Source organism: Enterococcus sp. DIV1315a, assembly GCF_051712325.1.
GTDB classification, from domain to species: domain Bacteria; phylum Bacillota; class Bacilli; order Lactobacillales; family Enterococcaceae; genus Enterococcus; species Enterococcus faecalis.
The window spans coordinates 292,839-319,815 of record NZ_JBIOOS010000001.1; the positions used below are offsets into that span (position 1 = coordinate 292,839).

General features: G+C 38.4%; 27 protein-coding genes and 1 other annotated feature. Of the genes, 21 read left to right on the forward strand and 6 right to left on the reverse strand.

Annotation, left to right across the window (positions count from 1 at the left end):
- The 4 genes from pcp to IGJ03_RS01505 all read left to right on the forward strand — a co-directional run bounded on the left by pcp (nt 1) and on the right by IGJ03_RS01505 (nt 3,715).
- The gene (pcp, locus tag IGJ03_RS01490; protein ID WP_077932735.1) at nt 1-642 is read left to right on the forward strand and encodes a pyroglutamyl-peptidase I; all 642 of its coding nucleotides are present in this window, start codon (nt 1-3) and stop codon (nt 640-642) included.
- A gap of 136 nt (nt 643-778) precedes the next feature.
- Nucleotides 779-954, forward strand: a binding site (T-box leader).
- A gap of 89 nt (nt 955-1,043) precedes the next feature.
- On the forward strand, nt 1,044-2,489 hold the full coding sequence (gene nhaC, locus IGJ03_RS01495) for a Na+/H+ antiporter NhaC (RefSeq protein WP_002383673.1): 1,446 nt from the start codon (nt 1,044-1,046) through the stop codon (nt 2,487-2,489).
- A gap of 151 nt (nt 2,490-2,640) precedes the next feature.
- Nucleotides 2,641-3,075, forward strand: coding sequence for a MarR family winged helix-turn-helix transcriptional regulator (locus IGJ03_RS01500; protein WP_002370202.1), 435 nt, complete (start codon nt 2,641-2,643; stop codon nt 3,073-3,075).
- A gap of 4 nt (nt 3,076-3,079) precedes the next feature.
- On the forward strand, nt 3,080-3,715 hold the full coding sequence (locus IGJ03_RS01505) for a nitroreductase family protein (RefSeq protein ID WP_002358386.1): 636 nt from the start codon (nt 3,080-3,082) through the stop codon (nt 3,713-3,715).
- Between the two features lie 42 nt (nt 3,716-3,757).
- Here the strand turns inward: IGJ03_RS01505 and IGJ03_RS01510 are convergent, their stop codons facing one another.
- Nucleotides 3,758-4,591: a Cof-type HAD-IIB family hydrolase gene (locus tag IGJ03_RS01510; protein WP_002355273.1), complete on the reverse strand. Its 834-nt coding sequence runs from the start codon at nt 4,589-4,591 to the stop codon at nt 3,758-3,760.
- A gap of 183 nt (nt 4,592-4,774) precedes the next feature.
- On the opposite strand from IGJ03_RS01510, the gene IGJ03_RS01515 reads away from it, so the two are divergent.
- From IGJ03_RS01515 to IGJ03_RS01525, 3 genes are read left to right on the forward strand one after another with little or no spacing between them, the layout of a single operon-like run.
- Nucleotides 4,775-6,523 carry a PTS transporter subunit EIIC gene (locus tag IGJ03_RS01515; protein ID WP_161970589.1) on the forward strand — a complete coding sequence of 583 codons (1,749 nt, stop codon included), beginning with the start codon at nt 4,775-4,777 and terminating at the stop codon, nt 6,521-6,523.
- Nucleotides 6,514-8,547 (forward strand): BglG family transcription antiterminator, encoded by a 2,034-nt coding sequence (locus IGJ03_RS01520; RefSeq protein ID WP_002355275.1) that lies wholly within the window; start codon nt 6,514-6,516, stop codon nt 8,545-8,547. The genes IGJ03_RS01515 and IGJ03_RS01520 overlap by 10 nt, the downstream gene beginning before the upstream one ends.
- Before the next feature lie 10 nt (nt 8,548-8,557).
- Nucleotides 8,558-8,992 (forward strand): PTS sugar transporter subunit IIA, encoded by a 435-nt coding sequence (locus IGJ03_RS01525; RefSeq protein ID WP_002358391.1) that lies wholly within the window; start codon nt 8,558-8,560, stop codon nt 8,990-8,992.
- A 256-nt stretch (nt 8,993-9,248) separates the two neighbouring features.
- Here IGJ03_RS01525 and IGJ03_RS01530 read toward each other — a convergent pair whose 3' ends face one another.
- A complete protein-coding gene (locus tag IGJ03_RS01530; protein ID WP_015543884.1) occupies nt 9,249-9,344 on the reverse strand; it encodes a type I toxin-antitoxin system Fst family toxin in 96 nt (31 codons plus the stop codon).
- A 245-nt stretch (nt 9,345-9,589) separates the two neighbouring features.
- On the opposite strand from IGJ03_RS01530, the gene IGJ03_RS01535 reads away from it, so the two are divergent.
- Genes IGJ03_RS01535 through IGJ03_RS01545 form a run of 3 tightly spaced genes read left to right on the forward strand, consistent with a single transcriptional unit; the run spans nt 9,590 to nt 12,983 of the window.
- Nucleotides 9,590-11,362, forward strand: a complete 1,773-nt coding sequence (locus IGJ03_RS01535; RefSeq protein WP_002405272.1) for a PTS mannitol-specific transporter subunit IIBC — start codon at nt 9,590-9,592, stop codon at nt 11,360-11,362.
- A gap of 14 nt (nt 11,363-11,376) precedes the next feature.
- A complete protein-coding gene (locus IGJ03_RS01540; protein ID WP_002355279.1) occupies nt 11,377-11,814 on the forward strand; it encodes a PTS sugar transporter subunit IIA in 438 nt (145 codons plus the stop codon).
- A gap of 14 nt (nt 11,815-11,828) precedes the next feature.
- Nucleotides 11,829-12,983, forward strand: coding sequence for a mannitol-1-phosphate 5-dehydrogenase (locus IGJ03_RS01545; RefSeq protein ID WP_002386082.1), 1,155 nt, complete (start codon nt 11,829-11,831; stop codon nt 12,981-12,983).
- A 61-nt stretch (nt 12,984-13,044) separates the two neighbouring features.
- Here the strand turns inward: IGJ03_RS01545 and IGJ03_RS01550 are convergent, their stop codons facing one another.
- Both IGJ03_RS01550 and IGJ03_RS01555 read right to left on the reverse strand, forming a co-directional pair.
- Nucleotides 13,045-14,166 (reverse strand): NAD(P)/FAD-dependent oxidoreductase, encoded by a 1,122-nt coding sequence (locus IGJ03_RS01550; RefSeq protein WP_047648971.1) that lies wholly within the window; start codon nt 14,164-14,166, stop codon nt 13,045-13,047.
- A 78-nt stretch (nt 14,167-14,244) separates the two neighbouring features.
- Nucleotides 14,245-14,883, reverse strand: a complete 639-nt coding sequence (locus IGJ03_RS01555) for an NAD(P)H-binding protein (protein ID WP_002397545.1) — start codon at nt 14,881-14,883, stop codon at nt 14,245-14,247.
- Between the two features lie 320 nt (nt 14,884-15,203).
- Here IGJ03_RS01555 and IGJ03_RS01560 point away from each other — a divergent pair, with 320 nt between their 5' ends.
- The 5 genes from IGJ03_RS01560 (at nt 15,204) to IGJ03_RS01580 (ending at nt 19,735) form a co-directional block, all read left to right on the forward strand.
- The gene (locus tag IGJ03_RS01560; RefSeq protein ID WP_002355284.1) at nt 15,204-16,382 is read left to right on the forward strand and encodes an efflux RND transporter periplasmic adaptor subunit; all 1,179 of its coding nucleotides are present in this window, start codon (nt 15,204-15,206) and stop codon (nt 16,380-16,382) included.
- A gap of 9 nt (nt 16,383-16,391) precedes the next feature.
- Nucleotides 16,392-17,102 carry an ABC transporter ATP-binding protein gene (locus tag IGJ03_RS01565; protein WP_010819731.1) on the forward strand — a complete coding sequence of 237 codons (711 nt, stop codon included), beginning with the start codon at nt 16,392-16,394 and terminating at the stop codon, nt 17,100-17,102.
- Nucleotides 17,099-18,328, forward strand: a complete 1,230-nt coding sequence (locus IGJ03_RS01570) for an ABC transporter permease (RefSeq protein ID WP_002355288.1) — start codon at nt 17,099-17,101, stop codon at nt 18,326-18,328. Before IGJ03_RS01565 ends, IGJ03_RS01570 begins: the two co-directional genes overlap by 4 nt.
- A 133-nt stretch (nt 18,329-18,461) precedes the next feature.
- Nucleotides 18,462-18,617, forward strand: coding sequence for a hypothetical protein (locus IGJ03_RS01575; RefSeq protein WP_010709202.1), 156 nt, complete (start codon nt 18,462-18,464; stop codon nt 18,615-18,617).
- 44 nt (nt 18,618-18,661) lie between these two features.
- On the forward strand, nt 18,662-19,735 hold the full coding sequence (locus IGJ03_RS01580; RefSeq protein WP_429861472.1) for a hypothetical protein: 1,074 nt from the start codon (nt 18,662-18,664) through the stop codon (nt 19,733-19,735).
- Nucleotides 19,736-19,778: 43 nt separating this feature from the next.
- Here IGJ03_RS01580 and IGJ03_RS01585 read toward each other — a convergent pair whose 3' ends face one another.
- Nucleotides 19,779-20,483: a DUF4811 domain-containing protein gene (locus IGJ03_RS01585; protein WP_033601160.1), complete on the reverse strand. Its 705-nt coding sequence runs from the start codon at nt 20,481-20,483 to the stop codon at nt 19,779-19,781.
- Nucleotides 20,483-22,000, reverse strand: coding sequence for an MDR family MFS transporter (locus tag IGJ03_RS01590; protein ID WP_002389910.1), 1,518 nt, complete (start codon nt 21,998-22,000; stop codon nt 20,483-20,485). Before IGJ03_RS01590 ends, IGJ03_RS01585 begins: the two co-directional genes overlap by 1 nt.
- Before the next feature lie 100 nt (nt 22,001-22,100).
- Here IGJ03_RS01590 and IGJ03_RS01595 point away from each other — a divergent pair, with 100 nt between their 5' ends.
- The 6 genes from IGJ03_RS01595 (at nt 22,101) to IGJ03_RS01620 (ending at nt 26,933) form a co-directional block, all read left to right on the forward strand.
- Nucleotides 22,101-22,568: a MerR family transcriptional regulator gene (locus tag IGJ03_RS01595; RefSeq protein WP_002383688.1), complete on the forward strand. Its 468-nt coding sequence runs from the start codon at nt 22,101-22,103 to the stop codon at nt 22,566-22,568.
- Between the two features lie 130 nt (nt 22,569-22,698).
- Nucleotides 22,699-23,451, forward strand: coding sequence for an IclR family transcriptional regulator (locus IGJ03_RS01600; protein ID WP_002355294.1), 753 nt, complete (start codon nt 22,699-22,701; stop codon nt 23,449-23,451).
- Between the two features lie 160 nt (nt 23,452-23,611).
- Nucleotides 23,612-24,259 (forward strand): bifunctional 4-hydroxy-2-oxoglutarate aldolase/2-dehydro-3-deoxy-phosphogluconate aldolase, encoded by a 648-nt coding sequence (locus IGJ03_RS01605; protein ID WP_002367887.1) that lies wholly within the window; start codon nt 23,612-23,614, stop codon nt 24,257-24,259.
- Nucleotides 24,260-24,263: 4 nt separating this feature from the next.
- Nucleotides 24,264-25,271 carry a sugar kinase gene (locus IGJ03_RS01610; protein WP_002419219.1) on the forward strand — a complete coding sequence of 336 codons (1,008 nt, stop codon included), beginning with the start codon at nt 24,264-24,266 and terminating at the stop codon, nt 25,269-25,271.
- Between the two features lie 12 nt (nt 25,272-25,283).
- On the forward strand, nt 25,284-26,123 hold the full coding sequence (gene kduI, locus IGJ03_RS01615) for a 5-dehydro-4-deoxy-D-glucuronate isomerase (RefSeq protein WP_010821372.1): 840 nt from the start codon (nt 25,284-25,286) through the stop codon (nt 26,121-26,123).
- Nucleotides 26,124-26,144: 21 nt separating this feature from the next.
- On the forward strand, nt 26,145-26,933 hold the full coding sequence (locus IGJ03_RS01620) for a gluconate 5-dehydrogenase (protein WP_002355302.1): 789 nt from the start codon (nt 26,145-26,147) through the stop codon (nt 26,931-26,933).
- Nucleotides 26,934-26,977 lie beyond the last annotated feature (44 nt).

Consider the following 26,977-nt stretch of genomic DNA (forward strand, 5'->3'; position numbering starts at 1 on the left):
ATGAAAGTTGTCGTTACTGGCTTTGATCCATTTGGAGGAGAAGCAATCAATCCTGCCTTTGAAGCAGTCAAAAAATTACCTGCTGAAATTGCAGGAGCTGAAATTATTAAAGTGGAGGTGCCAACTGTTTTTGGCACTAGTGGTGAAAAAGTGGCGGAAGCAATTGAAACCCATCAACCAGATATGGTGATTTGTGTTGGACAAGCAGGCGGCCGCCAAACAGTCACTGTTGAAAAAGTGGCGATTAATTTAGCGGAAGCGCGTATCCCGGATAATGCAGGACAACAACCAAGCGATGTGCCGTTGGTTGAAGATGGAGCAACAGCCTATTTTACAAATTTACCGATTAAAGCGATGGTAAAAAATTGTCATGACCATCAATTACCTGCAGCGATTTCTTATACAGCAGGAACTTTTGTATGTAATGATATTATGTATCACTTACTACACTTAATTAACACTAAATATCCAACTATTCGTGGCGGATTTATTCATGTTCCGTTCCTACCAGAACAAACAATTGATAAACCAACGTTTGCTTCTATGTCATTAGAAGCAATCACAGATTCTTTGTTCTATATGATTGAAGCAGCAGTAAAAACGCAAGAAGATATTCACCTACAAGGTGGCACAACCCATTAATTAACAGGCGCTTTCGTGAGAACGGAGGCGCTTTTCTATTTTTACAAAAAGAAAAAGTAATTTTTGTTGGCGTGTGAAAAAATTTTTTATACTATTTTCGTTGACAAGTCGGTTTCTTCTTGGTATATTGAGATTCATAAATTATTAGCCCAGTAGGAAATAGATGTTTTGTTCAGAAAGTCGATGGTTGCTGCGAATCGATCAAGTCTATTTGTGAATTACACTAATAAGTAGTAACAATTACATAATACATAAGCGAGAAGCAAGTAAGCTTCTAATTAAGGTGGTACCGCGGAGAGATTCGTCCTTATTCTTTAAGGATGAATCTCTCTTTTTATGTAGCTTTAGGAGGCGTTTTCAATGAGTTGTGGAGGGGTTATTCGTTATCATAAGATCCTTTAATGTCAGAGTATTCAGAAAAAAGATTAGAGGAGAGTAACGAAATGAAAGAAAAACAGAAAAAGAAGACCGTGAGTGTTCGAGAAGCAAGTATCGTGTTATTAATTATTGTGGCAGCTATTGCAACAGGAGTAATTGGCTTAAAGATATCGCCAAATATTACTATTTTGTTTGTGATTGCATTGATTTTAGGCTACGCAATGTTTCGTAAAGTACCATTTGATCAAATGCATAAAGGGATTGTTGATGGCTTGAAGCCAGGGATTATTCCAATTTTTATTTTTATTTTAGTGGGGGCATTGATTGCCGTTTGGATTCAAGCAGGAATTATTCCAACGATTATGGTTTTTGGTTTTAAAATGATTAGTGTTAAATGGTTTGTGCCGTCAGTTTTTATTGTCTGTGCGATTGTCGGCAGTGCAGTAGGTAGTGCTTTTACAGTGATGTCAACAATTGGAATTGCCTTTTTCGGTATTGGCAGTACCTTAGGATTAAACCCTGCTTTAGTTGTGGGGGCGATTGTTTCTGGTTCAGTCTTTGGTGATAAAATGTCGCCTTTATCAGAATCAACAAACTTAGCCGCAGCGATTGTTGAAGCGGATTTGTTTAAACATATAAAAAACTTGATGTGGTCGACTGTACCAGCATTTATCGTCTCTTTAATCTTGTTTATGATTTTAGGGCAAACGTACGCGAATACAAGTCTGACAGAAGTAGTTCAAGTTATTCAAGTATTGGAAGACCACTTTACCATTTCCATTTGGTCATTGTTACCATTAGCCTTAATGTTAATCTGTGCCTGGCGCAAAATTCCAGCGATTATCACGATTTTGTTAAACATTATTGTGGCAGTAATTATGATTATTATTCAAAATCCGAAAGTATCGTTGCAGGCATTAGGAAACACGTTGGAAAATGGGTTTGTTTCTCAAACGGGGAACGCACAAATTGATCAATTATTAAGTCGTGGCGGGATTATGAGTATGATGCCGACTGTGGCACTTATTATTCTAACGTTGTCTCTAGGTGGCTTATTAATGGAATTAGGATTGATTTCTGCGGTCATGGAAGTTGTTTCGCAGAAAATGAGCAGTACACCGAAATTGATTTTATCAACGTTATTAACAGGAATTGGCGTAAATATTTTTATTGGTGAACAATTCCTATCGGTTATTTTACCAGGGAATGCCTTTAAAGAAGTTTACAAAAAAGAAGGTTTGGATCCGACTGTTTTAGGCAGAACCTTGGAGGATGGTGGGACGGTTATTAACTACCTCATTCCTTGGGGGATTGCAGGTAGCTTCGTAGCGGGGACCTTTGGCGTACCAACGTTGACTTACTTACCATTTGTTTTCTTTAGCTTATTATCGCCTGTCTTCTCAATGGTCAGTGCATTTACTGGTTTAGGAATTAAGCGGTTATCAGCAGAACCTGTTACCGAAAAATAGATTGATTAAAATAGAACAGTTGATGGGGAATACTGTAGTTTCTCCCTGTCAATTGTTCTATTTTTCTTGTAAAAAAGGTTGCATTTTTAGAAAGAAACAGTTATAGTTGACTAGTCAATTGTTGACGAGTCATCTTTTTAAGGAGGAAACTATGTCGTTATCATTACGGGAAGTCAGCCAATTATTATGTCAGTTAAAGGTATTAGATCAAAAAATTACCAAAGTTTTTGAAGAGCAAGTTGGCTTGAGTTTGACTCGTTATGAGTTGCTGATGATTTTAAAAGAACGTCAGCCGTGTCTTCAAACAGAGATTCAAGAACACTTAAAAATCGATAGTGGTGCGGTCACTCGCCATTTGAAAATTTTAGAAGAGAAACAGTATGTGACACGACAGCGAAATCCAGAAAATAATCGGGAAGTGCTAGTGCATTTAACAGAAAAAGCACAACAAGAACTACAGCAATGTACAGCCAAGCAACAAATGGTAACAGAAATTATTCCCAGTACATTTACAAAGGACGACTGTCGCCAATTAAAAGAACTTTTGACAAAACTAGATCAAAGCATTACAACGAAAGAGGTATGATAGAATGACAACATATACAACGAATGATTTTTCAGAGATTGTTTTTGGCCGCAAATCGGTTCGGGTGTACGATGAAACCCATAAAATTTCTCATGAAGAAATGTTAACAATGATTCAAGAAGCGACCACCGCCCCTTCTTCTGTTAACATGCAGCCATGGCGTTTTGTCGTAGTGGAAAGTGAAGCAGGCAAAGAAAAATTAAAACCCTTAATTCGCTTTAATACGCGTCAAAATGAAACATCTTCTGCAATGCTCTTAATTTTTGGTGATCTAAACTGCCATGAGCGAGGAGAGGAAATTTACAATCAAGCCTATGCTAGTGGTAAAATGCCTAAGGAAGTGCGGGACCAACAATTAGCAGCCATTATTCCCCATTATGAAAGTTTAAGCAGAGAACAAATGAATGACATCGTAAAAATTGATGCGAGTTTAGCAGCTATGCAATTTATGTTAGTGGCCCGAGCTCACGGATATGAAACAAATCCAATCGGTGGTTTTGAAGCGGAAAAATTAGCCGAAACATTTGGTTTAGATCAAGAGCGCTATGTCCCAGTGATGATTTTATCTGTGGGTAAGGGCATGGAAACTGGTTATGAATCTGTTCGTTTAGCACCAGAAAAAATCACGACATTTGAATAGGCAATAAAAAATGACGGCGTACGCTTACATCAATCAACATTCTTAAAGAAAGTTGGCTAATGCAACAGCGATGCCGTCATTGTCGTTGGATAAAGTGACTTCCGTTGCGATGCTTTTAAGCTCGTCAACGGCGTTTTCCATAGCAATTCCCGTGCCGGCCCATTCCAACATAGTATAGTCGTTGTGACCATCACCAAAAGCAATTACTTCTTCAGCAGTTATGCCTAACTGTAGGGTTAGTTTTTCTAAAGAACGCGCTTTATCAATATTTTTAGCGGTAAATTCAAAATAGAAAGGAGCGGAAAAAGCAGCGGTGACGGTTTCTTTGAAAGGCGCGTAGATGGCCTCATGATATTTTTGTAAATAGGCGGGTTCACCAGCAATTAAAATTTTGTTCAAGGGAAAGTTTAGTCTGGCGGCTAAATCATGCCACTCACATAATTGAAAGTTGCCGCCCCGTGATTCATATTCAATAATATTAAAATCACCAGTCTCTAAATGTAAGGTGTTATGAAAAACATCATTGACATACATAAATGTTTCATCATTAATCATTGGAATTACGTCAAATTGTTTCAAATGTTCTAAAATTTGTTGACTCAATGACTTTGAAATTGTCTGGTTAAATAGTTGTTGCTGACTGCCATGATGGGTGACACAAGCGCCGTTATAGGAAAGTAAGTGTCCATTATAATGAGCCATCTCCAATTCATCTGCTAAGGGCCGCATACCGTTAGTCGGGCGGCCAGAAGCCAAAATCAGTGAGAGGCCTTGTTTTTGTGCAGCTACTAATGCTTGTCGCGTTTTTGGTGAAATCTTTTTTTCTGAAGTTAACAAGGTGCCATCAATATCCATTACAATTGCTTTGATTGCCATAATTGGCCTCCAATCCGAAGAGTTTCTTTCTTTTAGTATAAAAGTTTTTTCTATTAATGTAAACGGATTCTCTTGTGAGGTGTATAAAAGAATTATTTTACAAAAATCTATACTATTTTTTTGTGAAATTTCATATAATAGAAGTATTCTAATTATCTACATAGAGAGCGAGGGACAAGGAATATGAAGGAAAAAGAAATGCATTCGCTCTTTTTTAAACATAAGTTTGTGAAAGTAACTCCCTATTTACGTCGTTTTGGTCATCGTTTGAGTGGGATGATTATGCCAAATTTGAGTATTTTTATTGCGTGGAGCTTATTGTCTTTGGTGGCTGGCTATACGACCGGGAATCTACGGCTAGCTCTTTCTGAAGTCGAAACGATAATGATTCGAGTTGTTTTACCGATTTTAATTGGTTTTACAGGCGGAAAAATGTTCGAGGAACAACGTGGCGGCGTTGTTGCTGCTATTGCGACAGTGGGCGTGATTGTTTCCACAGATGTTCCACAGTTGTTTGGTGCTATGTTTATTGGCCCTTTAGCAGGATATACTTTCGCCAAAATTGAACAAATTCTCTTACCGAAAGTTAAAGAAGGCTATGAGATGCTGACTAAAAACTTTTTAGCAGGAATTGTGGGAGGACTGCTTTGCTGTTTTGGTATTCTGGTTGTAGCTCCTGCTGTTGAAAGTGCTAGTTTTTGGCTGTATCAATTTTCTTCTTGGTTAATTGAAGCCAATCTTTTACCATTGGTTCACGTTTTCTTAGAGCCCTTAAAAGTGTTATTTTTTAATAATGCGATTAACCATGGTTTATTAACGCCTCTAGGTTTAGAAGGCGCTAGTCAAACAGGTCAGTCCATTTTATTTCTATTGGAAACAAATCCTGGACCAGGCGTGGGCGTTTTGGTTGCTTTTCTGCTGTTTGGGCCTGTAGGACAACGAAAAACAGCAGGAGGTGCCACCATGATTCAACTGATTGGGGGCATTCATGAAATTTATTTTCCGTTTGTTTTAATGGATCCGCGCTTATTTTTAGCAGTAATTGCTGGAGGAATGAGTGGTACGCTTGTTTTTCAAATATTTAATGTGGGGCTAAATGCTCCAGCTTCGCCAGGTTCATTGGTTGCGATTTTAGCCAATGCCCCGACTGATGCGAGGCTGGCGGTTTTTAGCGGAATTTTTGTTAGCTTTCTGTGCTCTTTTGCAATAGCAAGCTTGTTATTAAAACGTCAACGAGGAATTGAACCAGTTTCAATGATAAAGATGAAGGAGAAGGAGGAAGACCAAGTGGAAACAGTCACACCTAACTATCAGCAAATTTTATTTGTTTGTGATGCAGGAATGGGCTCAAGTGCCATGGGGGCTAGTTTGCTAAGCCGACAATTAAAAGCTGTGGACTTGGAGATACCTGTGACTTACCAGTCCGTTCATCAGATGAAGTGGCAGCCTAAGACATTAGTGGTCATTCAAGCAGAATTGAAACAGTTAGCACAAAAGTACGTCCCAGAAAAGGATATGGTGAGTGTTCAAAATTTTTTAGAAATTAAATCCTATTACCCGCAAGTTTTAGCCAAACTGACTGCTTCTTCTCAAGAGCAATCTTCACTTGGTTCAGAGTCTACTGGAACGAACCCGACCAAACAAATACAGAAGCTTGTTTTTTTATATGCCGAGAATGTTCGAGGATCGCAAACAATGGGAATGGAATTATTGCGGCAACAAGCGGCGAAACAAGGAGTCGCGATTGAAGTATCTAAAGAACCACTGGAAACAGTCTTTTTTACCAAGGAGACAACCTACGTAGTGACTCGTGAACTGGCGCAAGCCTATCATTTAGATCTAACGCAACAAAATTTATACGTAGTTACTAGTTTTTTGAATAAGAAAGAGTATCAAGAATGGCTGGAAGGAGGAGCTGATAGATGTTTTTAACGACAAGAGAAACTGTTCTATTAACGGAATTAGTGAATAGTCCTACCCCCGTTTCAGTAAACCGCATGATGAATTTGTTAAAGGTTAGCCGCCGGACGGTATATCGTGAATTAGAAAATTTAGAAACCTCGCTAGCATCGATGGGCGCGACGTTGGAAAAAGTAGCTCGTGGGCGCTTTTCGATTCAAGCAGATGAAGCAGCGATGACGGAAATTCAGGCTGCTATTTTAGGAGAAGAGACACAGGAACTTTCTACTTTGGCGCGGCAACATGCGATTTTATTGACATTACTTCAAACAAAAGAGCCAGTCTCTATGCATTATTTTCTGGAAACGTATTGTATTAGTAATACGACTTTTTATGCCGATATTAAACAATTAGAAACACGGATTGCTCGGATTCCGTTGACGATTTCTCGGAATCAAGGCTATGAAGTGACTGGTTCTGAAAAATATCGCCGTCTTCTAATGGCGAATATTCTAAGTATGGAAATTAATGAGTACCAATTTTTTCATTTTACCGAATTAACAACAAACGACCATTTTTTCTTTCAGTTTATTCATGCAGAACATTTAGCATTTGCACAAAAAATTGTTCAGCCAGAAGTAGAAACTTTATTTCCAGCATTAAGTGATCGCAAATTACAACATTTGATTTTAATGTTAACAATTGCGATGGATCGGGTCACTGCAGGTTTTTATTTAGCTGATGAGACCTATACTGGGCAGATGAATAAGGCCTTTCTAAATTGTTCTAAACGACTTTTTTCAAAAGTCGCTGCTGAAACGAAACAACTATACGCTGTCAGTGAGATTGTTTTTTTTGCTAGCTTATTAAGTGATTTTTCTAATTCTTTTGATGAAGATTTTTTTGATGAACATTTTGACACTCAGCTAGCTTATGCAGTGAAACAACTGATTGAAGCAGTAAGTCAAGAAACGGAAGTTAATTTTTTCGAAGATACCAATTTGTATAAAATGTTGTTGACGCATTTATCAGGTGTTTTTTCGCGGGCGGTTTTACAAGAAGAAGATTTAACGAATCCCATTTTAGAACGGATCATGAACCAATATCAAGAAATAGCTGCGGCTTTACGCCAAGCGTTGCCGCAAATTTTTCCGCAAAAGAATCTATCAGAAGAGGAAATTGCCTACATGGTACTTCATTTTGCCAATTCTTTAGAACGGAGTCCCAAAATTATGGAAGTTGATATTGCAGGTTTTTCTCCTAGCGGTTTGGCTTCGACAAGTATGCTGGAAATGCGATTACGGCGCTACTTTCCTTTTATCAATCAGATTCATTTTTTTCGGATTGCGGATTTAGGCAAGGTAAATGTTGAGGAAAACTATGACTTAGTGATTTCCACTTCGTTATTACCAGGATACAATGGTAAATATAAATTGATCTCACCGTTACTTTTAGACGATGAAATCCGCCAATTGAAAGAAGAGTTTAAGCGGATCAGTCACGAAAAACGCTCGCTTAGGAAAGCGCCTGTGAAAAAAATAGGTGGCGAAGAAAGCTACGAAACGGTGGTCGCTTTCATGGAAGAAATTAGTAAACTATTAGAAACATTTTTCATAGCAGATTTAAATAATCAAGCGGATTTAGCAGAAACCGTTCAACAAGCTCTTGCGCAACTTTCCGCAGATTTAATCACCGATAGTGCAATCGTCTGTCAGCAATTGATGAAACGTTACGAGCAAGCGCCTATTGGGATTCCTCAGACGGAAATGGCCTTATTCCATACCTCAAGTACAGCAGTGACACAGCCTGTTTTTTGTATTTTTAATCTGGCCCAGCCACTTATGATTGAAGGTATGGATAAAAAGCCGATGCAGTTACAACGTATGTTACTCATGCTAGCGCCGATGCCGATTGATGAAACAATCGGGAAAATTTTAGGGAAAATCAGTGGTGCGATTATTATGAATGATTTAAATACAGAAATTTTTCATTCAGGAAATGAAGCCATTGTTTATCAGTTGCTTTCGTCATTATTAATTGAAGAAATGAAAGGCTAGGTGTTGAGAGATGTTTGAAATTACAGCGGAGCAAATAATGTTGAATCAATCGTATGCTAGTTGGGAGGAAGCACTTGCAGCTTCTGGTGAATTACTGCTAAAAAATCAGTTGGTCACGCCTGACTATGTCAAAGCAATGTATCAACGTCAACAAAAAGTCAGTGTGTATATCGGTAACTTTGTGGCATTGCCTCATGCGGAAGGACAAGATGAACAAGTTTTAAAAGAAGGGATTTGCTTTATTCAAGTGCCTGATGGGGTCAACTTTGGTACGGAAGCAGATCGAAAAATAGCTACTTTGTTATTTGTCGTTGCTCTAAAAAGTCAACGGCAACTAAGCATGCTTCAAGAATTAGCTTTTTTCTGTTCAGATCTCGAAAACATTCAGCGGCTCAGTGATTGTCGAACAATAGATGAAGCACAAAAAATTCTGGCTCAAGCCTAAAGCTACGTCTGAAAAAAATCAATTCATTCTGAAATGTTCAATAATTATTGAAATAATTTTATAATAAAAATTAAAATATTTTTATTTAAGAGATTAAACAAAAAAGATAAGAAGATTCCTTGACAAAAAATAGGCCCTATGATAAATTTAAGGTAACTTGTGACAAAGTCGTGCATGGATGCACTAAAAAGACACCCTATCAGTAGTAGGGTGTCTTTTTTTGCTGTTTAGACAGCAGCGGTTGAAAGCAACTTGTTTATTCCTCGTTCTGTTTTTCCAACCAAATGGTTACAAGTTTCAGGACAATCCCGACAAAAATAGGCACAAGAATTTTTGTGACAATCTCGTACATGTGATGCACCTCCTTTCGAGGCAAGTCGCCAATTTGAGTATAGCATAAAAAGTTGTTCATTTATTATTGAAATTATTAGAAATGGAATAAGCACGTGTTTTCTGGTTTTCGTAACTAGAGAACACGTGCTTTTTTCTTTCAACTTTTGGCACAATGGTTTGTGCCAAAGTACGACTTTTTCCAGATTCGGAAAGCGGATACAATTTAGTCAACAAGAAAAGTTACTTGAGAGAAGGGGAATAAACATGGAACAAGTACCAGAAAAAAATAAAGTATCAATTAAAGCAAAAGTCCAAAGACTTGGCAGTACCTTATCTAGCATGGTGATGCCCAATATCGGGGCGTTGATTGCGTGGGGCGTTTTGACAGCGCTATTTATCCCAGATGGATATCTGCCAAATAAAGCCTTTGCCACGATGGTTGGCCCAATGTTGACCTATTTAATTCCATTATTAATTGGCTACACTGGTGGGAAAGTAATTGCAGGTGATCGCGGTGCCGTAGTTGGCGCAATTGCGACAATGGGCGTGATTGTGGGAACCGATATTCCGATGATGCTAGGTGCCATGATTATGGGTCCACTTGGTGGCTTTACAATTAAGAAATTTGATCAGTATTTCCAACATCGGATTAAAGCTGGTTTTGAAATGTTAGTAAACAATTTTTCAGCTGGATTAATTGGTTTTGCGTTAGCTTTACTTGGTTTTTCAGCGATTGGCCCAATTGTCGATGCGCTGACTGCTGCAATGGCACGTGGTGTGGAAATCATTTTAAATGCTCATTTGATTCCATTAACGAGTATTTTTATTGAACCGGCAAAAGTGCTCTTTTTAAACAATGCGATTAATCATGGCATTTTAACACCCTTAGGGACAGAACAAGTCTTATCGGCTGGCAAATCAATTCTTTTCCTATTAGAAGCAAACCCTGGTCCTGGGTTAGGTGTCTTATTAGCATTTATGTTTTTTGGAAAAGGTGCGGCAAAATCTTCTGCGCCGGGAGCAATAATTATTCATTTCCTTGGTGGTATCCACGAAATTTACTTCCCATATGTAATGATGAAACCGTTATTATTCTTATCGGTTATTGCAGGTGGCGCGACAGGTAGTTTGGTTTTCCAAACGTTAGATGCTGGTTTACGTGCGCCCGCTTCCCCAGGCTCCATTATAGCTATTTTAGCAATGACACCAATGGGTTCTTACTTACCAGTTATTTTAGGTGTTTTGGCAGCAACTGCTGTTTCCTTTGCAGTATCCGCAGTCATTTTAAAAGCAGATGCGAAAGAAGAAAGTGATGAATTTGCCCAAAAAGTGAAAGAAACCCAAGCTGCTAAAGCAGCATCAAAAGGATTAACTGTCACAAATGGTAGTGCTTCATTGTCAGGAATTCAACAAATTATTTTTGCTTGTGATGCTGGGATGGGCTCTAGTGCAATGGGTGCGTCTATCTTACGGAAAAAGGTCCAAGAGGCTGGTTTAGTACAAACTGTGACGAATCGGGCTATTAATAATTTGACCGATGAGGGAAATACATTGATTGTCACACAAGCGGAATTGCAAGAACGGGCCAAACAGAAAGCACCTAATGCAACCTTTGTAGCAGTTGAAAATTTCTTGAACTCACCACGTTATGATGAAATTGTGGCTGAACTATCAGGTACCAAAGAAAAAAACGACGCACAACCAACAGCCTCCAAAGCAACACCTGCTTCTGAAATTGAGGGAGATTTAGCAAATGTCAATGAAATTCTTTTGGTTCACGATGACCGTGTCGGGTCAGCAACGATGGGAATGAAAGTCTTAGAAGAAATTTTAGATAAAGAGAAAATTTCAATGCCGATTCGAAAAATTAATATTAATGAATTAACTCAACAAACACAGGCTTTAATTGTCACAAAAGCTGAACTAACGGAACAAGCCCGTAAAAAAGCACCGAAAGCGACACACTTATCAGTAAAAAGTATGGTTAATCCCCAAAAATATGAAACAGTGGTTTCGCTCTTAAAAGAAAGTGCCTAGAGAGGAAGAAAACAATGGAAAATCTTACGAATATTTCAATTGAATTAAATCAACAGTTTAATACAAAAGAAGAAGCTATTCGCTTTTGCGGCGAAAAACTAGTCGAGGCAGGCTGTGTTGAGCCCGCTTATATCGAAGCAATGATTGAAAGAGACCAATTGCTATCTGTTTATATGGGGAATTTTATTGCCATTCCTCATGGAACAGAAGAAGCCAAAAAATTAGTGAAAAAATCAGGAATCTGTGTAGTGCAAGTCCCAGAGGGCGTTAATTTTGGCACCGAAGAAGATGAAAAAATTGCTACCGTATTATTTGGGATTGCCGGAGTCGGTGAAGAACATTTGCAATTAGTCCAACAAATTGCACTTTATTGTAGTGATATGGATAACGTAGTGCAACTTGCCGATGCATTAAGTAAAGAAGAAATAACAGAAAATTTAGCCATTGCTTAAAGGAGAGAATAAGAATGAACGCAGTACATTTTGGAGCAGGAAATATTGGACGCGGCTTTATCGGCGAAATTTTAGCTAAAAACGGGTTTCATATTACGTTTGTGGATGTTAATGAAACCATCATTCAAGCGTTAAAAGAACGTAAAAGTTATACAATTGAATTGGCCGATGCCTCACATCAACAAATTAACGTTGAAAATGTGACCGGATTAAATAACATGGCAGAACCAGAAAAAGTAGTAGAAGCAATTGCGGAAGCCGATTTAGTCACGACGGCGATTGGTCCCAATATTTTACCAAGAATTGCTGAATTAATTGCCCAAGGAATTGATGCACGTGCCGAAGCAAATTGTCAAAAGCCGCTGGATATTATCGCTTGTGAAAATATGATTGGTGGTTCAACCTTTTTAGCAGAAGAAGTGGCCAAATATTTGAAAAACCCAGCTTATGCTGAACAATGGATTGGTTTTCCTGATGCGGCGGTTGATCGGATTGTTCCATTACAAAAACATGAAGATCCACTTTTTGTTCAAGTTGAGCCTTTTTGTGAATGGGTCATTGATGATACCAACCGAAAAGCCAAAGAGATTCAGTTAGAAGGGGTTCATTACGTTGCTGATTTAGAGCCGTATATTGAACGAAAATTATTTAGTGTAAACACTGGCCATGCTACAGTTGCCTATACAGGGGCGTTGTTAGGCTATCAAACCATTGACGAAGCGATGCAGGACGCCTTAGTGGTAGCACAACTCAAATCAGTTTTGCAGGAAACTGGTAAACTTTTAGTGGCTAAATGGAATTTTGATGAACAAGAACATGCAGCCTATATTGAAAAAATTATTCAACGTTTCCAAAATAAATATATTTCAGATGCTATTACACGTGTAGCACGGACACCAATCAGAAAATTAGGTGCGCAAGAACGGTTTATTCGACCAATCCGTGAATTACAGGAACGCAATCTAGTGTCGCCGCATTTATTAGCAATGATTGGTATTGTCTTTAATTATCATGATCCAGAAGATGAACAAAGCCGTCAATTACAGGAAATGCTTGACCAAGAAAGTGTTGATACAGTGATCGCTGAAGTAACAGGCATTGAAGATCCAGAAACGGTTAAAAATATTAAACAAAACGTAGAACGCTATGCGCGACCACAAGTAGCATAATAACAAAATCCTTCTACCAAGATACTTCACATTTCTTAATTAAAGGGAAAAAAACAACCGCTCACTGATTAAAGTGAGGGTTTTTTTTTACATATTGACTAAGTGGTTTTTGATAAAGCTCTCCTTTGAAGGCACCTGTATTGAAGTATTCAGCTAATTGGTAACCAATGAATGGGCCAGTAGTGAGTCCTGATGAACCAAGTCCGCTAGCAACCACAAGGTGGGGCATTTCTGGCAAAGGACCAAAAAACGGAGCGAAATCAGATGTATAAGCACGTGTACCGACGCGGTAATGCATGGGTTGCTTAAAAAGCTGCTCTGCTTCTTTTAGAAATGGCGCAGTCCCAGAAGTTAGTTGTTGAAAAGCGCTAACAGTCTCTTCTAAATCCCAGGCTTGTTCATTTTCGTGGGTGGCACCTAATAAAATTTTTCCTTGATTAAAAGGAATTAAATCGGCTTCGCCATCTAACATAGCAACAGGCCATTGCTGACTGTTTGTAAAAGGGGTCTCGAAAACTAATAATTGTCCTTTTTGGGGACGAATGTCCACAGATAAATTTAAAGTAGCTAGTAATTCCTTTAAATGAGGACCAGGTGTTAAAGCGAGAAAATCAACGCTCTTTTTTTCTGAATTTGTGACAATTTCCCACCCTTGATTCAGTTGTCGAAAGTGCGCCCGTTGTGAGCAAAAAGTGACCCCTTTAGCTTCGGCGCGTTTCTGAAGATGGTTTAGATAAGCTGGTCCATCTAGGCGACCGCCGCCAGAAATAAAAAGTGAGGGAGTTTCCTTAAGTAGCGGTAAGAACTTCGCTGTTTGAACCGCTGACAACATCGTGATTTCTCCAATTTCGGGTGCAGTTTGCTTACGCTCTTCTGCCAAATGGGCTAAGTCTGCCAAAGCAGCTGCCGGACGCAAAATGACTGTCCCTGATTGACGATAAATATCCTCCGTCAGCTGAAAATCTTTGACTAGCTTTGGAAATAGGGCAGCGCCCTCTCGCGCTAATTGGTACCATTTCTTATTCCGACGTTTGGATAGCCAAGGGGAAATAATCCCAGCGCTCGCTTTAGTCGCTTGGCCGATCCCTTCATCATAAACGGTAATGTCAAATTTTTGTGGATCTAAATAATTAGCTAACGTCATTCCGATAATGCCGCCGCCAATAATGGCAATTTTTTTCATGCTTCTTCTCTCCTTCGAACAGTTGTATTGTAACACAAAAAAACCGCCTCTAGACAGAGACGATTGGGAGATAACTTGTTAACGGGTCCTTCTATGTGTGTAAATAGAATTGCCGCCTTCTAAAACGTGAACAATTTCTTGTGCCATTTCTGCCACAGGCACGGGATCATAGCCAATAAATAAGTTCTTTAAAAAGGGGATTTTCTTAAAAAAATAAATACATTTACTAAAAAGTATGGTGCCGGTACGTTCTTGACCTACGAGTAAACTAGGATAAAAAATCACTGCTTCGGCGACTTCTTGGTGGATTAGTTCCTCCGCTGCCAATTTGGCCTCCATATATTTTCTCAAAGGGAAAGGAACAGTATTGGCTGAAATAAATAAAAACTTAGCTGGCTTTTTTTGTTGTGCTAAAAAAGAGCTGATTTTTTTCACGGGCGTCAGAATTAGCCGTTGATAGGTTTTCTTTTTTCGTGGATTTTCAAATAAAATACCTACTGTATCAATGACCCAGTCAGCACGCTGGACTTGTTCTTGCCAATTCGTGTCACGAGTAACATCGGAGCATACCCACTGCACTTGGTGGCTCCAAGATGCGGAGAGCGTGGTAGGCTTTCCATGACGTGAAACACTGATGACTTGATGTTGGCGTTGGACTAAAATTTTCGCGATTTGTTGACCTAAAAAACCGCTACCGCCAAAAATAATGACTTTCATGGCAAGCCCTCACTTTCAATTGTTTCTTCTAGTGTACCTTAAATAAAAAAAGAAGCAAAAAATCTCGATTGCGCATAGTTTAGTTATAAATAACATAAAAATAACCTTTTTAGATTGTTGAAACACAAAGACCCAACAATGGTTATTTATTGTCGTGAAATAAATAAAAAAATGAACAAAAATGAAATAAATCAGACTAAAGGCCTAGAGAAATGCCCTTGTTTCTTGAATTCAAGCATGGTTAAATAGTTATAAGTGAACGACCGAGCAATTTAGTTTGTTGGGGAAAATAGACAGAATGAGGAGATGAAACGAAGAAAATGAAGAAGAAAACGATAATTATATTGGGGGCAGTTGCGGTAATTGCGGTTGGGGGCATCGTAACTGTGAATGCGTTAAATAAAAATGCACAACAAGTAGCTGTCAAGCAAGCGCCTAAAGATGACTGGGGAATTGACTATTTTGACGTTCCCGACTTGCAACAAATTTATATTAACGGTGTCATCCAACCGGAACAAATGGAAGCCTTTGCGCGTGATCAAAAAATAACAAAGGATCCAGAGATTAAGGTGAAAAACGGCGATGTCGTAGATGCAGGCACAGAATTATTTACTTATGAAGATGAGGCGGTAACAAAAGAAATTGAGGCACAACAAAATAGCTTAGCCAAATTAGAAACGAAGCGGGCGAATATCTATAATAAGTGGAATCGGGCCATTGATAAATTTAATAAAACTAAAGAAGAAGACCGCACGATGTCTGGTGATGATTTAAATGAACAATATCAAACAGAAGTCGATGCGGTAGATGAAGAGATTACCTTTACCAATGAAACCTTAGCGGATTTAGGAGCGAAGCAATATATTTCCACAAAGGCTAATTTCAAAGGTCGCGTATCAATTCCAGAAGTAAAAGATGCCAATTCACCGATTTTACGGTTAACTTCAGAAGATCTTTATTTAGCTGGAAAAGTGAATGAAAAGGACTTGACTAAAATTAGTGTTGGGCAAAAAGCTAAACTAACTTCTGTTTCCAACAATGTGGTTGTGGATGGCTCAATTTCTTACATCGATGATAATCCTCCTGAAGGCAACAGCGATGCCGCGAGTGGCAATCCAGAGGGCGGCACGACGATGTCTAGTTATAGCGTCAAAATTGCGTTGGCCAATTTAGACAAAGTCAAAAATGGTTACCATATGCAAGCAACCATTGATTTAGGCGATTTAGGGGCGATTGAGTTACCGAAAAAAGCGATTCAAAAAGAGGGTGAACAGGCCTACGTTTTAGTGAATGATTTTGGAACCATCATTCGTCGTGATGTCCAAGTCGGGCAAGAAAATGGCGACAAAATGGCGATTGAATCTGGCTTAGAATCAGCCGACCGAGTGGTTATTTCTTCAAAAAAACCAGTAAAAGTCGGTGATATTGTTGAATCAGATGCAGCGATTGCTTCTGATGAATCAGCAACCAACGAATCAATGACAGATGCGTCGAAATAGGAGGGCTTGATGGTGGAAGTAAACAATACAAATCAACCCCTCATTGAATTGCGGGACATTAACAAGTTCTATCCAGTAGGTAAGGAAAAACTACATGTTTTAAAAGAATTGAACTTGACCATCCATCAAGGAGAGTTCATTTTAATCATGGGGAAGTCCGGCAGCGGTAAGACAACACTGATGAACATTATCGGTTTCTTGGATCGCTTAACAGACGGAAGTTATCATTTCTCAGGAACAGATGTTTCAAAATTGTCTGAAAATAAAAAATCAGCCTTTCGCAATGAATATCTAGGGTTTATTTTTCAACAATTTTTCTTGATTAATTCCTTAAATGTTAGTCAAAATGTTCAATTGCCCTGTGTTTATGAAGGGAAAAAAAGCCGTGCTGAGAAAAAAGCGATTGCTGAAAAATACCTAAAAATTGTCGGTTTGGAAACAAAAGCCAAATCAAAAGTTACTGAACTTTCTGGAGGACAGCAACAAAGAGTAGCCATTGCTCGTTCCTTGGTGAATGATCCATTATTGATTATGGCTGATGAACCGACTGGGGCATTGGATAGTGAAACGGGTACAGAAATCATGGAATTATTGAAAGAATTGAATGAACAGGGCAAAACAATTGTCATGGTGACACATGATGAAGATATGAAAAAATATGCCTCACGAGTGATTCATATGAAAGATGGTCGCTTTTTGGAAGAAGAGGTGATTAGATGATTGCTAATTTATTTGTTAGTACTTTTTTAAGCTTAAAGGCGCATAAGTTGCGGGTATTTTTAACGATGGTCGGGATTATTATTGGGATTACATCAGTCGTAACGATTTCTGCGCTAGGTGAAGGGATGAAGCGTCAAGTTGTGAAGGCATCCAGTGCAGTGAACGCGGATGTTTTGAAGATTCATTATACAATGTCGGATGGTAGCAGTGACAATTTTATGTCCTATGAAGAACCAGATTATACGTTTAGCCGAGTGGACTTGAAAAAATTACAAGACATTCAAGGAATTGAAAGTATTTATCCTCAATATGGTGAATCAATGATGGGGGGCGGAGACAATTTGTTTGTACCAATGGATTATTTTGGGGCGCAAGCGAATTTATCCATTACGTCGACTAAAGGGCAGAATGATATTTTATATGGTCGTGATTTTCAACCGAGCGATGCAAATACAGATGCAATTGTCTTAAATCATGATATCTTTGAAGCGCAAATTCGGCTTGATGATCCTAGCCAACTCATTGGAAAAGCTGTTTCAATTGGTGGTTATATGTACAAGGTGATTGGTATTTTAGCACCAAAAGATTTAGATAGTTTGGGTATGAACGATGATTGGGCAACTGCTATGAGCAGTTTTGTTTCTCGAGAATCATACAATAAATTAGCGAAAACAAAAGCAATTAGCGGCATCAATATTAAGGTTCGTGAGGGAGCGGACCGAGAAGCAATTTTAGGACAGGCAATCACCATTTTAAGTGAAAATCATCCTGAAGTGAAAGGAACGTTTAAAGAAAATGATCAAGACCAACAACTCCAACAACAAATGGAAGAAATGGTCACGGGTATGACAATGTTTCTGATGGCAATTACTGCAATCTCCCTATTAGTCGGGGGAATTGGCGTCATGAACATCATGTATGTGTCTGTCACGGAACGGAAACGAGAAATCGGGATTCGTCGGGCCATTGGTGCTAAACCACGAGTCATTTTATTCCAATTTTTAATGGAAGCAGCGTTTATCACATTGATTGGTGGTTTGATTGGTGTCGGCTGCGGCTATTTATTGGCAACTGTGGTCGGTGGGTATATTTCGATTACGCCAATTATTACGCCGTCCATCTTTGCTATTTCAACATTGGTTTCGGTCTTCACAGGTATCTTTTTCGGGATTATTCCAGCAATTGGTGCCTCGAGGATGGATCCGATTAAAGCGATTTATAATTAAAAAGATATATTTTTGGTTTTTTCTAAACAGTTCAAATAATCTGAAATTAGATTGTTTGTTAAAAGATTGAATGATATGCTTTTGTTGTGCATGGTCACAATGGAAGCATATTGTTTTAATAGGAGGAGAGAAAATGAAAAAAACGGTTAGACTGTTGTTGGTTGGTTATGTAGAATGGACTGTAGAAGAAAGGTATCAAAGCTGTCTAGGGAATAATATAGTGAGTATAAGACAATTGTTTAAAAAAGTTCAGGCGCCAATTACATATAGAAATACAACGAAAATATGAAAAAAATAGTAGCAGGATTTCTTAGTTTGATTTGTATTGGAATAATGTTATTTGTTGTAAAAGACAAATTGATAGAAGAAAAAAAGCAATCTTTTGTTGTGCAAGAAGAAACAGATTTTTATGTATTATCAACCCAAGCGATTTATTCATTCATGTTTTCTGAAAATGACATCAAAAAACATAAGCGAAGTCGTGTGGATCTACCAGAGATTGTCCCAACAGGGTTTTCAAAAGGAAGATTACAATCCCATTATTTACTATTTTCAACAGGTGATCTTTTGAGCAGCACTAAGGATGAATTTATAGTGAGTGTTGATTTTTTTAAAGGAGAACTTTTGAAAAGGAAGACAGAAAAATATCCTTATACTGGTACTGGTTATAGCTCCAACTATTTTTATACTGTTCAAGCAGAGCGTTTATATTCTTTCGATACTGAAGGGAATCCAGTTAGTTCATACGTGTTTAATGAATCTACAACACCAGTTACGCAATTTTCAGGAACACAAAATAAGCTATATGTCGTCGCTAGTCAGGAAGCCAAAGAAAAACAACTTTATGAGAATACGTTGTTCATTTTTAAAGAAGGGGAAAATTTGACATTAACAGACGAAATATTTTTAGATACAAACCCAGAGTATGTTTATGGTTTTACTTCTTCTGTGATTGTAAATAATCAAATTTACTTGCCGATAACGGCTCATAGAAACCGAGTAAGTTATGAAAATGTGCCAGATAATCGAATTATGCAAATGGGTTTAGATGCTAAAAATCAACGTTTTATTCAATTGACAGAGAATTTTCCTAACCTAATTTACAAAAGTAGAACGTCCGAATATTTGATTATTGATCACGAGCCAAATGAATTAGGGAAAGTGGGGCTGTCAATTGTTAATCTTGCTACGGAAGAAAGTTATTTTTTAAATATTAATGGACAGTTAAAGACGGAAGAATTAGAAGAATCTATGATCTATAGTGTAAATACAACGAAAGATAATCAGTTGTTGGTTTTAGCTGGTCAGACGCTTCTCAGATATGATTTGGTGACAGGAAATTTGCTTTCGGAAACAAAAGTTCTTGAAAAAGAAGAACAAGGTATTTATATTTGGGTTAATCATTAAAAAAGAAGGACCGCCTGATAAGTTTCTCAGGCAGTCCTTCTTTTTATTTCATGTCACTAAGAATTTTCTGAATCAATTCTTGTTGAAACTCTTTGGTATATTGTTCGGTGAGTTTTGCTTGTTCTTCTTGGGACATTGATGGATTCGCCATCATAGCGGCCATCATTTTTTTGCCAACTGTTTCAGTCCCTTCTTTTTTGATATCAGCGGCATGTTGTTCCATATATTCGCCTAATTTTTTGGCTTGATCAGCACTTAAAACTAGCCAGTCACTAGCAACGTTGAAGGTGTTTTCTTGTTTTGCAAATTGGTTATCGTTGTCAGCAAGGCCAAATAGTGTTTTGGCCCAAGACTCTTGATAGGACCATTTCGTCGTTTTTTGGACTAATGTGGCTTTTTGAGCATCTTTTTGAACTGTGTTTGTGACGTTTTCCGTTCCTGTTTTTTGTAGTTTCTTTTTATCTGGCGTGTTATATAAATAAACTTTTTCGGAACCATCGCCCAACGGCTGGTACAATAACATGTTGGGGCCATCTTTGCTTGCGCTACTGCTTTTTAGTTCAAACGTTTTGTCCTGAGTAACTTCGGTCATACCAAAATGATCTTTATCGTTTAAAACGATAAGACTTAACGAAGCTAAGAAGCCTAAACCAAAAATAACCATACAGAATTTATGCCAGACTTTTCGGCCAAATACATTCGTATAGGCAAAGCCTAACACGCAAAGGATTAAAAGAAAAATAATCATTATTTCATTGCACCTACTTCCTTAACCGGCATCGCTTCTTTTTTATTTAAGAAGAAAGTAATCGCCAAGCCGAGAACGCCAAAGATTGTTGCCACGAAGAAGGCTGCGTGATAGCCGTTTAATGTTGCGTTTGTTGCTTGATCGCGATAAGCGAGTGGGGCTGTTTTTAATAAGTCTGATGCAGGTAAGCCGTCTTTGGTAACATTTGTTAAAACACTAATCAAAACAGCTGTTCCAATTGAGCTAGCTACTTGTCGGAAGGTGTTGTTTACAGCAGTTCCGTGACTTAATAAATTCATTGGTAAAGCATTCATGCCAGAAGTTGTCACAGGCATCATGACCATCGAAATACCAAACATCCGAATCGCATATAGGACAATGATATAAATAATAGGTGTTGCTTTTGTTAAGAAAGCAAACGGTAACGTTGCAGCTGTTAAAATAAACATCCCAGTAATCGCAAGACGACGGGCACCAATTTTATCAAAAATGCGACCAGTTACTGGCATCATAAGTCCCATGACTAACGCTCCTGGTAAAAGCATTAACCCTGAATGGAAGGCAGATTCGCCACGAATATTTTGGATATACAAAGGTAAAACCATTTCGGCACCAATCATTGCCATGTTGGTTACGCCAGATAAAATGGCTGCGACAGTAAAGACTTTTGATTTAAAAACGCGTAATTCTAAGAAAGGTTGTTCTAAATGCAATTGTCGATATGTAAAAAGACATAAAACAATCGCACCAACAATTAAGAATCCATAGACTTGTGGGCTACCCCAACCCTTATCACCAACGCTTGAGAAACCGTAAAGTAAGCTACCAAAGCCGAGAGTAGAAAGAATGACCGATAAGACATCGATACTTGGATTAGATAATTGGATGACATTTTTCATTAAAAATGAAGCTAAAATTAGGACTAAAACGACAATTGGAATGACCATCCCAAAAAGGTCACGCCATGTATAAGAATCAATAATCCAACCAGACAATGTTGGACCTAAAGCGGGTGCTAATCCGATAACAATTCCCGTTGTGCCCATGGCAGCGCCACGTTTTTCAGGCGGGAAAATTGAAAGCATAATTGTTTGTAAAAGAGGCATAGATACACCGACCCCTGCGGCTTGAACAAGACGTCCAGTCAATAACATGCCGAAGTCTTGCGCTACAAAACAGATGATGGTTCCGATTAAGAACGTTGACATCGCTGTTATGTATAATTTTTTTGAACTGAATTTGTTAATCAACCAAGCACTGATGGGAATCATAATGCCGTTCACAAGTAGGAATCCAGTGGTTAGCCACTGTACACTTGAAGCTGAGATATCAAATTCTTTCATTAATGTAGGTAAGGCCGTCGTTAAAAGCGTTTGGTTTAAAATCGTACAAAATGTTCCGATTAGTAAAACGCCGACTAGTAACGACCGGTTATAAGGTTTTCCGTGAATATCCACAGGTTGTTGTGAAGTCACATATATCGCTCCTTTTTCTGTAAGTTTCAAATTAAATTGCATTAACTACTTTACAACTAATTAGAATCTTTGTCAACTTACTTGACAAAGGTGTAAAAAAAACTACAATTAAGGAAAGGATAAGGGAAAGGAAGTTAAACTAATGTGGTCAAAAATGATTCAGCGTTTGTTAAATGAAGAAAATTTGTTGATAGGAATTAGTGAACTAAGTGAAATTGCTGAAGTTTCGCCACGTCAACTTCGTTATTGGGAAGAAAAAGGGTATATTTCTTCCATTGCGAAAGACGCAAACGGTCCACGGAAATATCGGTTACATACAGTCGTCAAAGTGCATTGGATCAAGCGTTTTTTAGATGAAGGATATACGTTACAAAGTGCGGTGGAAAAAGCAGAAGAGCAGCATCGTAATGTGGGGATGACGAAAAAAATCTTTAGTCAAATGTTTCATGGTATCTCAGAAGTTTGTCCCAATTACGTAGCGATTGATTTGGGCGATTTCGATGAAGAACAAAAATTATATGTCGTATTTAATGAAACCACAGAAGTCAGTGAGTATCTTTTAATTCCTAAGGATGCAGATGTTTCTGATGAGTTAAAGAAAAGAAAATAAGAATGAAATAGGACTGGGAGAAAGACCGGAAGTGAAAGTAAAACGTTACTGAATGAATCTTCGAGTTCTTTTTTTCTTGCAATTTCTTTATTTTTCTATATAATTTCTTATATGGAAAAGGAGGGTTTCGATGAAAGAAACAAAACCTTACGGAACAGTCTTGTTAAAAGCGGCTAAAATCATGGACTGTCTAAGTTTACAACCCGATCAAACCTTACAGGAAATTGCAAAGAATACCGAAATGACGGCATCAACGGCAATCAAAATTTTAGAAACCTTAACATTAATTGGCTATGTTCAAAAAGACACGAACAAAACGTACCGCTTAGGAACAAAATTGATTCGCTATGCGAATCAAAGTGTGGAGCAAATCGATTTAGCTGAAATTGCGGTACCTTATTTAGAAAACCTTCAAAATACGGTCGATGAAACCATTCATTTAGGGATTTTAAATAATAATGAAATTCTGTATATCAATAAATTAGAACCGAAAAATCAAACGATTCGCATGTCCTCGAAAGTGGGAATTACTCGACCTTTGTATAATTCGGCCATGGGTAAAGCCGTTTTAGCAGAATTTTCGGAAGAACAAGTGCAACAATATTTAGACACGCAGACATTAATTCCCTATACCGAAAATACGATTACCAATCCCTTGCGTTTGAAAAAAGAATTAAAACAAGTGCAACAAACGGGGGTTGCTTACGATGATGAAGAAATTGAACAAGATATTTTCTGTAGCGGAGTATCTTTAATGAAAGATGGCGAAATTGCGGGTGCTTTTAGTGTAAGCATGCCGAAATATCGTTTGACAGAGGAAAATAAAACGACGATTAATCAAGCCCTTTTGGCAACAAAAGCAGCGATTGAAGCGAAATTATAGTAGAAAAAGAAAGACAAACAAAAGTCGATTGGGATTTTTGTTTGTCTTTCTTTTTTTATTTTTGTAAAAACGTTTGCATTTTCTTTTTTTATCTGTATAATGAAGTTGTGAATTTCTTTATAATAAATATATATTTCTAAATAAGAAATGAGGGAGTCTGTTGAAGCGAGTATCAATTTTACAAAAATTAGAAAATGCTGGCGTAATTGCTGTGGTTCGCGGAAAGACAAAAGAGGAAGCACTAAAAGCTAGTCAAGCCATTGTAGCAGGCGGTATGCGGGGGATTGAGTTAACCTTTACTGTTCCTCAAGCAACAGAAGTGATTCAGGAATTAGTTGCGTTATACCAAGAGAATCCTGACGTAGTCATTGGTGCGGGGACAGTTTTGGATGCTACGACTGCTCGTTTAGCTATTGTAGCAGGGGCTGAATATATTGTGAGTCCAAGCTTCGATGAAGAAACCGCTAAAATTTGCAATTTATATCAAGTTCCCTATTTGCCAGGCTGTATGACCATCACAGAAATGAAAGAAGCACTGAAAAGCGGAGCAGATATTATTAAACTATTTCCGGGAAGTGTTTATGGACCGAGTGTTATTTCGGCATTTAAAGCGCCATTGCCTCAGTTAAATATTATGCCAACGGGTGGTGTCAGTTTGGAAAATATGGCCGAGTGGTTCGCTGCTGGTGTGACGGCCGTCGGTGTTGGCGGTAATCTGTTAGCGCCAGCAGCAACTGGGGATTTTGAAAAAGTTCGTGAGGTTGCCCAAGCCTATATGGAAAAATTCCAAGCAATCAAAGGGGTGTAGGCACATGGGGAAAGTCGTAACATTGGGAGAAATCATGTTGCGTTTGTCCACGCCTGTCGGAATACGCGTAGCACAAACAGAAAATTTCGCTGTACATTACGGCGGTGGTGAAGCGAATGTAGCGATTTCGTTAGCGAACTATGGCCACCAAGTGACTTTTGCTAGTAAAGTTCCCGATAATTCATTAGGAGAAGCCGCCAAAAAGCATTTAAGTCGTTATGGGGTTTCAACGGAATTTGTACGAACTGGCGGAACACGTCTAGGAACGTATTACTTGGAAACTGGTACAGGAGAACGAGCAGCCAGTGTTGTCTATGATCGCGCCTATTCAAGCTTTGCTCAAATCGAAGAAATGGAATGGGACTTACATGAGCTGTTTTCAGGAGTAGAGATCTTTCATATTTCAGGGATTACAGCGGCGTTATCAAAAAATTGGCAAAGTATGACGGTTGCGCTAGTTAAAGCAGCGAAGCAAGCAGGGTGCCAAGTAAGTTTTGACATTAATTATCGAGGGAAACTTTGGTCCCAGAAAGAAGCGAGCGTGGCATTGAAGGCCATTCTTCCATTTGTTGATATTTGTTCAGCTGGGGTATTAGATGCTCGTTATTTATTGGAGATTCCAGAACCAGAGGAAGAACTTGAAGACGCATTAACGTGGTACTACCGGAAAATGCAAGAACGTTATCCCAACATTCAAGTATTTTATTCAACCAAACGTCAAGTTCATTCAGCGACAGATAATGAATTAATCGGAACGCTATGGTACAAAGGTGCGTATTATACGTCCAAATGTCATCGATTACAACCGATTGTTGACCGTGTCGGTGCCGGTGATGCGTTTGCTGGTGGGGTTTTACATGGTTTATTAGCTGCCTATGATCCACAAACCTGTATTGATTTTGCGACAGCGGCTAGTGCGTTAAAACATACTGTCCATGGTGATTGTAATCAATTTAGTCAAAAAGAAGTCCTTGCTTTTTTGGCAACGGGCTCAGGAAAAATAAATAGATAGGAGATTTTAGTTATGCAAAATATGGAAACACGTTATACACATAGTCCGGCGGATATCCGTCACTATTCAACAGAACAATTGAGAGATGAATTTTTAGTAGAGAAAGTTTTTATTCCAGGTGCAATCAGCTTAACCTACACACATAATGATCGGATGATTTTTGGTGGTGTGACACCGACCACAGAAGAATTAGAAATTATTTTGGACAAAGAATTAGGGGTTGACTATTTCTTAGAACGCCGTGAACTAGGGGTTATTAATATTGGGGGACCAGGCTTTATTGAAATTGATGGCGCCAAAGAAACAATGAAAAAACAAGATGGCTATTATATTGGGAAAGAAACAAAACATGTTCGTTTTTCTTCAGAAAACCCTGATGATCCAGCGAAATTTTACATTAGTTGTGTCCCAGCACATCATAAATATCCCAACGTAAAAATTAGTATTGATGAAATTACCCCAATGGAAACGGGTGATCCATTAACATTGAACCAACGTAAAATTTACCAATACATTCATCCGAACGTTTGTGAAAGTTGCCAGTTACAAATGGGCTACACCATTTTAGAACCAGGTAGCGCTTGGAATACAATGCCTTGTCATACACATGAACGTCGTATGGAAGCGTATGTTTATTTTGATATGGAAGAAGATACGCGGATTTTCCACATGATGGGTAAACCAGACGAAACGAAACATTTAGTAATGAGTAATGAACAAGCAGCCATTTCACCAAGCTGGTCAATTCATTCTGGGGTTGGTACAAGTAATTATTCCTTTATTTGGGCCATGTGCGGAGAAAACATTACGTACACAGACATGGATATGGTTGCAATGGATCAATTAAAATAAACCAAAGAAAGAGGAGAAAACATGGAATTTAAAATGAATGATTTTCAATTAGATGGAAAAGTAGCGTTAATTACAGGTGCTGTTTATGGGATTGGCTTTGAGATTGCGAAATCCCTAGCTGAAGCAGGAGCAACAATTGTTTTTAATAACTTATCTCCTGAATCAGTTGAACAAGGTTTGGAAAATTATCGGGCCGCAGGGATTGAAGCACGTGGTTATGTGTGTGATGTCACTGATGAAGAGCAAGTTCAAGCGATGGTTGCTCAGATTAAAGAAGAAGTCGGCTCTATTGATATTTTAGTCAATAATGCGGGAATTATTAAACGAATTCCAATGGTGGAGATGTCAGCAGAAGAGTTCCGTCAAGTGATTGATGTTGACTTGAATGCGCCATTTATTATGGCAAAAGCGGTTATTCCAGATATGATTGAAAAGGGTCATGGCAAAATTATCAATATCTGTTCAATGATGAGTGAACTAGGTCGTGAAACAGTTAGTGCGTACGCGGCAGCAAAAGGCGGACTAAAAATGTTAACGAAAAATATTGCTTCTGAATATGGACAATATAATATTCAATGTAATGGGATTGGACCTGGCTACATTGAAACGCCACAGACGGCGCCATTAAGAGAACCAGGGCATCCATTTAACGAATTCATCTTGGGACGAACACCTGCTAATCGTTGGGGCACACCAGCAGACTTAGCTGGCCCAGCAGTTTTCTTAGCATCTAACGCTTCTGACTTTGTTAACGGACATATCTTATATGTCGATGGTGGAATTTTAGCTTATATTGGAAAACAACCATAAAAAATAAGTAAAGGAGCGAGACTAGCAATCTCGCTCCTTTTACT

Excerpts from the sequence above, each read along its gene's own strand:
- IGJ03_RS01610 (WP_002419219.1), top strand. The coding sequence starts at position 24,264 with ATGGGGAAAGTCGTAACATTGGGAGAAATCATGTTGCGTTTGTCCACG.
- IGJ03_RS01585 (WP_033601160.1), bottom strand. The coding sequence starts at position 20,483 with ATGATTATTTTTCTTTTAATCCTTTGCGTGTTAGGCTTTGCCTATACG.
- IGJ03_RS01515 (WP_161970589.1), top strand. The coding sequence starts at position 4,775 with ATGAAGGAAAAAGAAATGCATTCGCTCTTTTTTAAACATAAGTTTGTG.
- IGJ03_RS01575 (WP_010709202.1), top strand. The coding sequence starts at position 18,462 with ATGAAAAAAACGGTTAGACTGTTGTTGGTTGGTTATGTAGAATGGACT.
- IGJ03_RS01580 (WP_429861472.1), top strand. The coding sequence starts at position 18,662 with ATGTTATTTGTTGTAAAAGACAAATTGATAGAAGAAAAAAAGCAATCT.
- IGJ03_RS01590 (WP_002389910.1), bottom strand. The coding sequence starts at position 22,000 with ATGCAATTTAATTTGAAACTTACAGAAAAAGGAGCGATATATGTGACT.
- IGJ03_RS01510 (WP_002355273.1), bottom strand. The coding sequence starts at position 4,591 with ATGGCAATCAAAGCAATTGTAATGGATATTGATGGCACCTTGTTAACT.
- IGJ03_RS01505 (WP_002358386.1), top strand. The coding sequence starts at position 3,080 with ATGACAACATATACAACGAATGATTTTTCAGAGATTGTTTTTGGCCGC.
- nhaC (WP_002383673.1), top strand. The coding sequence starts at position 1,044 with ATGTCAGAGTATTCAGAAAAAAGATTAGAGGAGAGTAACGAAATGAAA.
- IGJ03_RS01560 (WP_002355284.1), top strand. The coding sequence starts at position 15,204 with ATGAAGAAGAAAACGATAATTATATTGGGGGCAGTTGCGGTAATTGCG.
- IGJ03_RS01570 (WP_002355288.1), top strand. The coding sequence starts at position 17,099 with ATGATTGCTAATTTATTTGTTAGTACTTTTTTAAGCTTAAAGGCGCAT.
- kduI (WP_010821372.1), top strand. The coding sequence starts at position 25,284 with ATGCAAAATATGGAAACACGTTATACACATAGTCCGGCGGATATCCGT.
- IGJ03_RS01550 (WP_047648971.1), bottom strand. The coding sequence starts at position 14,166 with ATGAAAAAAATTGCCATTATTGGCGGCGGCATTATCGGAATGACGTTA.
- IGJ03_RS01555 (WP_002397545.1), bottom strand. The coding sequence starts at position 14,883 with ATGAAAGTCATTATTTTTGGCGGTAGCGGTTTTTTAGGTCAACAAATC.
- pcp (WP_077932735.1), top strand. The coding sequence starts at position 1 with ATGAAAGTTGTCGTTACTGGCTTTGATCCATTTGGAGGAGAAGCAATC.
- IGJ03_RS01500 (WP_002370202.1), top strand. The coding sequence starts at position 2,641 with ATGTCGTTATCATTACGGGAAGTCAGCCAATTATTATGTCAGTTAAAG.
- IGJ03_RS01525 (WP_002358391.1), top strand. The coding sequence starts at position 8,558 with ATGTTTGAAATTACAGCGGAGCAAATAATGTTGAATCAATCGTATGCT.
- IGJ03_RS01545 (WP_002386082.1), top strand. The coding sequence starts at position 11,829 with ATGAACGCAGTACATTTTGGAGCAGGAAATATTGGACGCGGCTTTATC.
- IGJ03_RS01595 (WP_002383688.1), top strand. The coding sequence starts at position 22,101 with ATGTGGTCAAAAATGATTCAGCGTTTGTTAAATGAAGAAAATTTGTTG.
- IGJ03_RS01565 (WP_010819731.1), top strand. The coding sequence starts at position 16,392 with ATGGTGGAAGTAAACAATACAAATCAACCCCTCATTGAATTGCGGGAC.
- IGJ03_RS01600 (WP_002355294.1), top strand. The coding sequence starts at position 22,699 with ATGAAAGAAACAAAACCTTACGGAACAGTCTTGTTAAAAGCGGCTAAA.
- IGJ03_RS01535 (WP_002405272.1), top strand. The coding sequence starts at position 9,590 with ATGGAACAAGTACCAGAAAAAAATAAAGTATCAATTAAAGCAAAAGTC.
- IGJ03_RS01530 (WP_015543884.1), bottom strand. The coding sequence starts at position 9,344 with ATGTACGAGATTGTCACAAAAATTCTTGTGCCTATTTTTGTCGGGATT.
- IGJ03_RS01620 (WP_002355302.1), top strand. The coding sequence starts at position 26,145 with ATGGAATTTAAAATGAATGATTTTCAATTAGATGGAAAAGTAGCGTTA.
- IGJ03_RS01520 (WP_002355275.1), top strand. The coding sequence starts at position 6,514 with ATGTTTTTAACGACAAGAGAAACTGTTCTATTAACGGAATTAGTGAAT.
- IGJ03_RS01540 (WP_002355279.1), top strand. The coding sequence starts at position 11,377 with ATGGAAAATCTTACGAATATTTCAATTGAATTAAATCAACAGTTTAAT.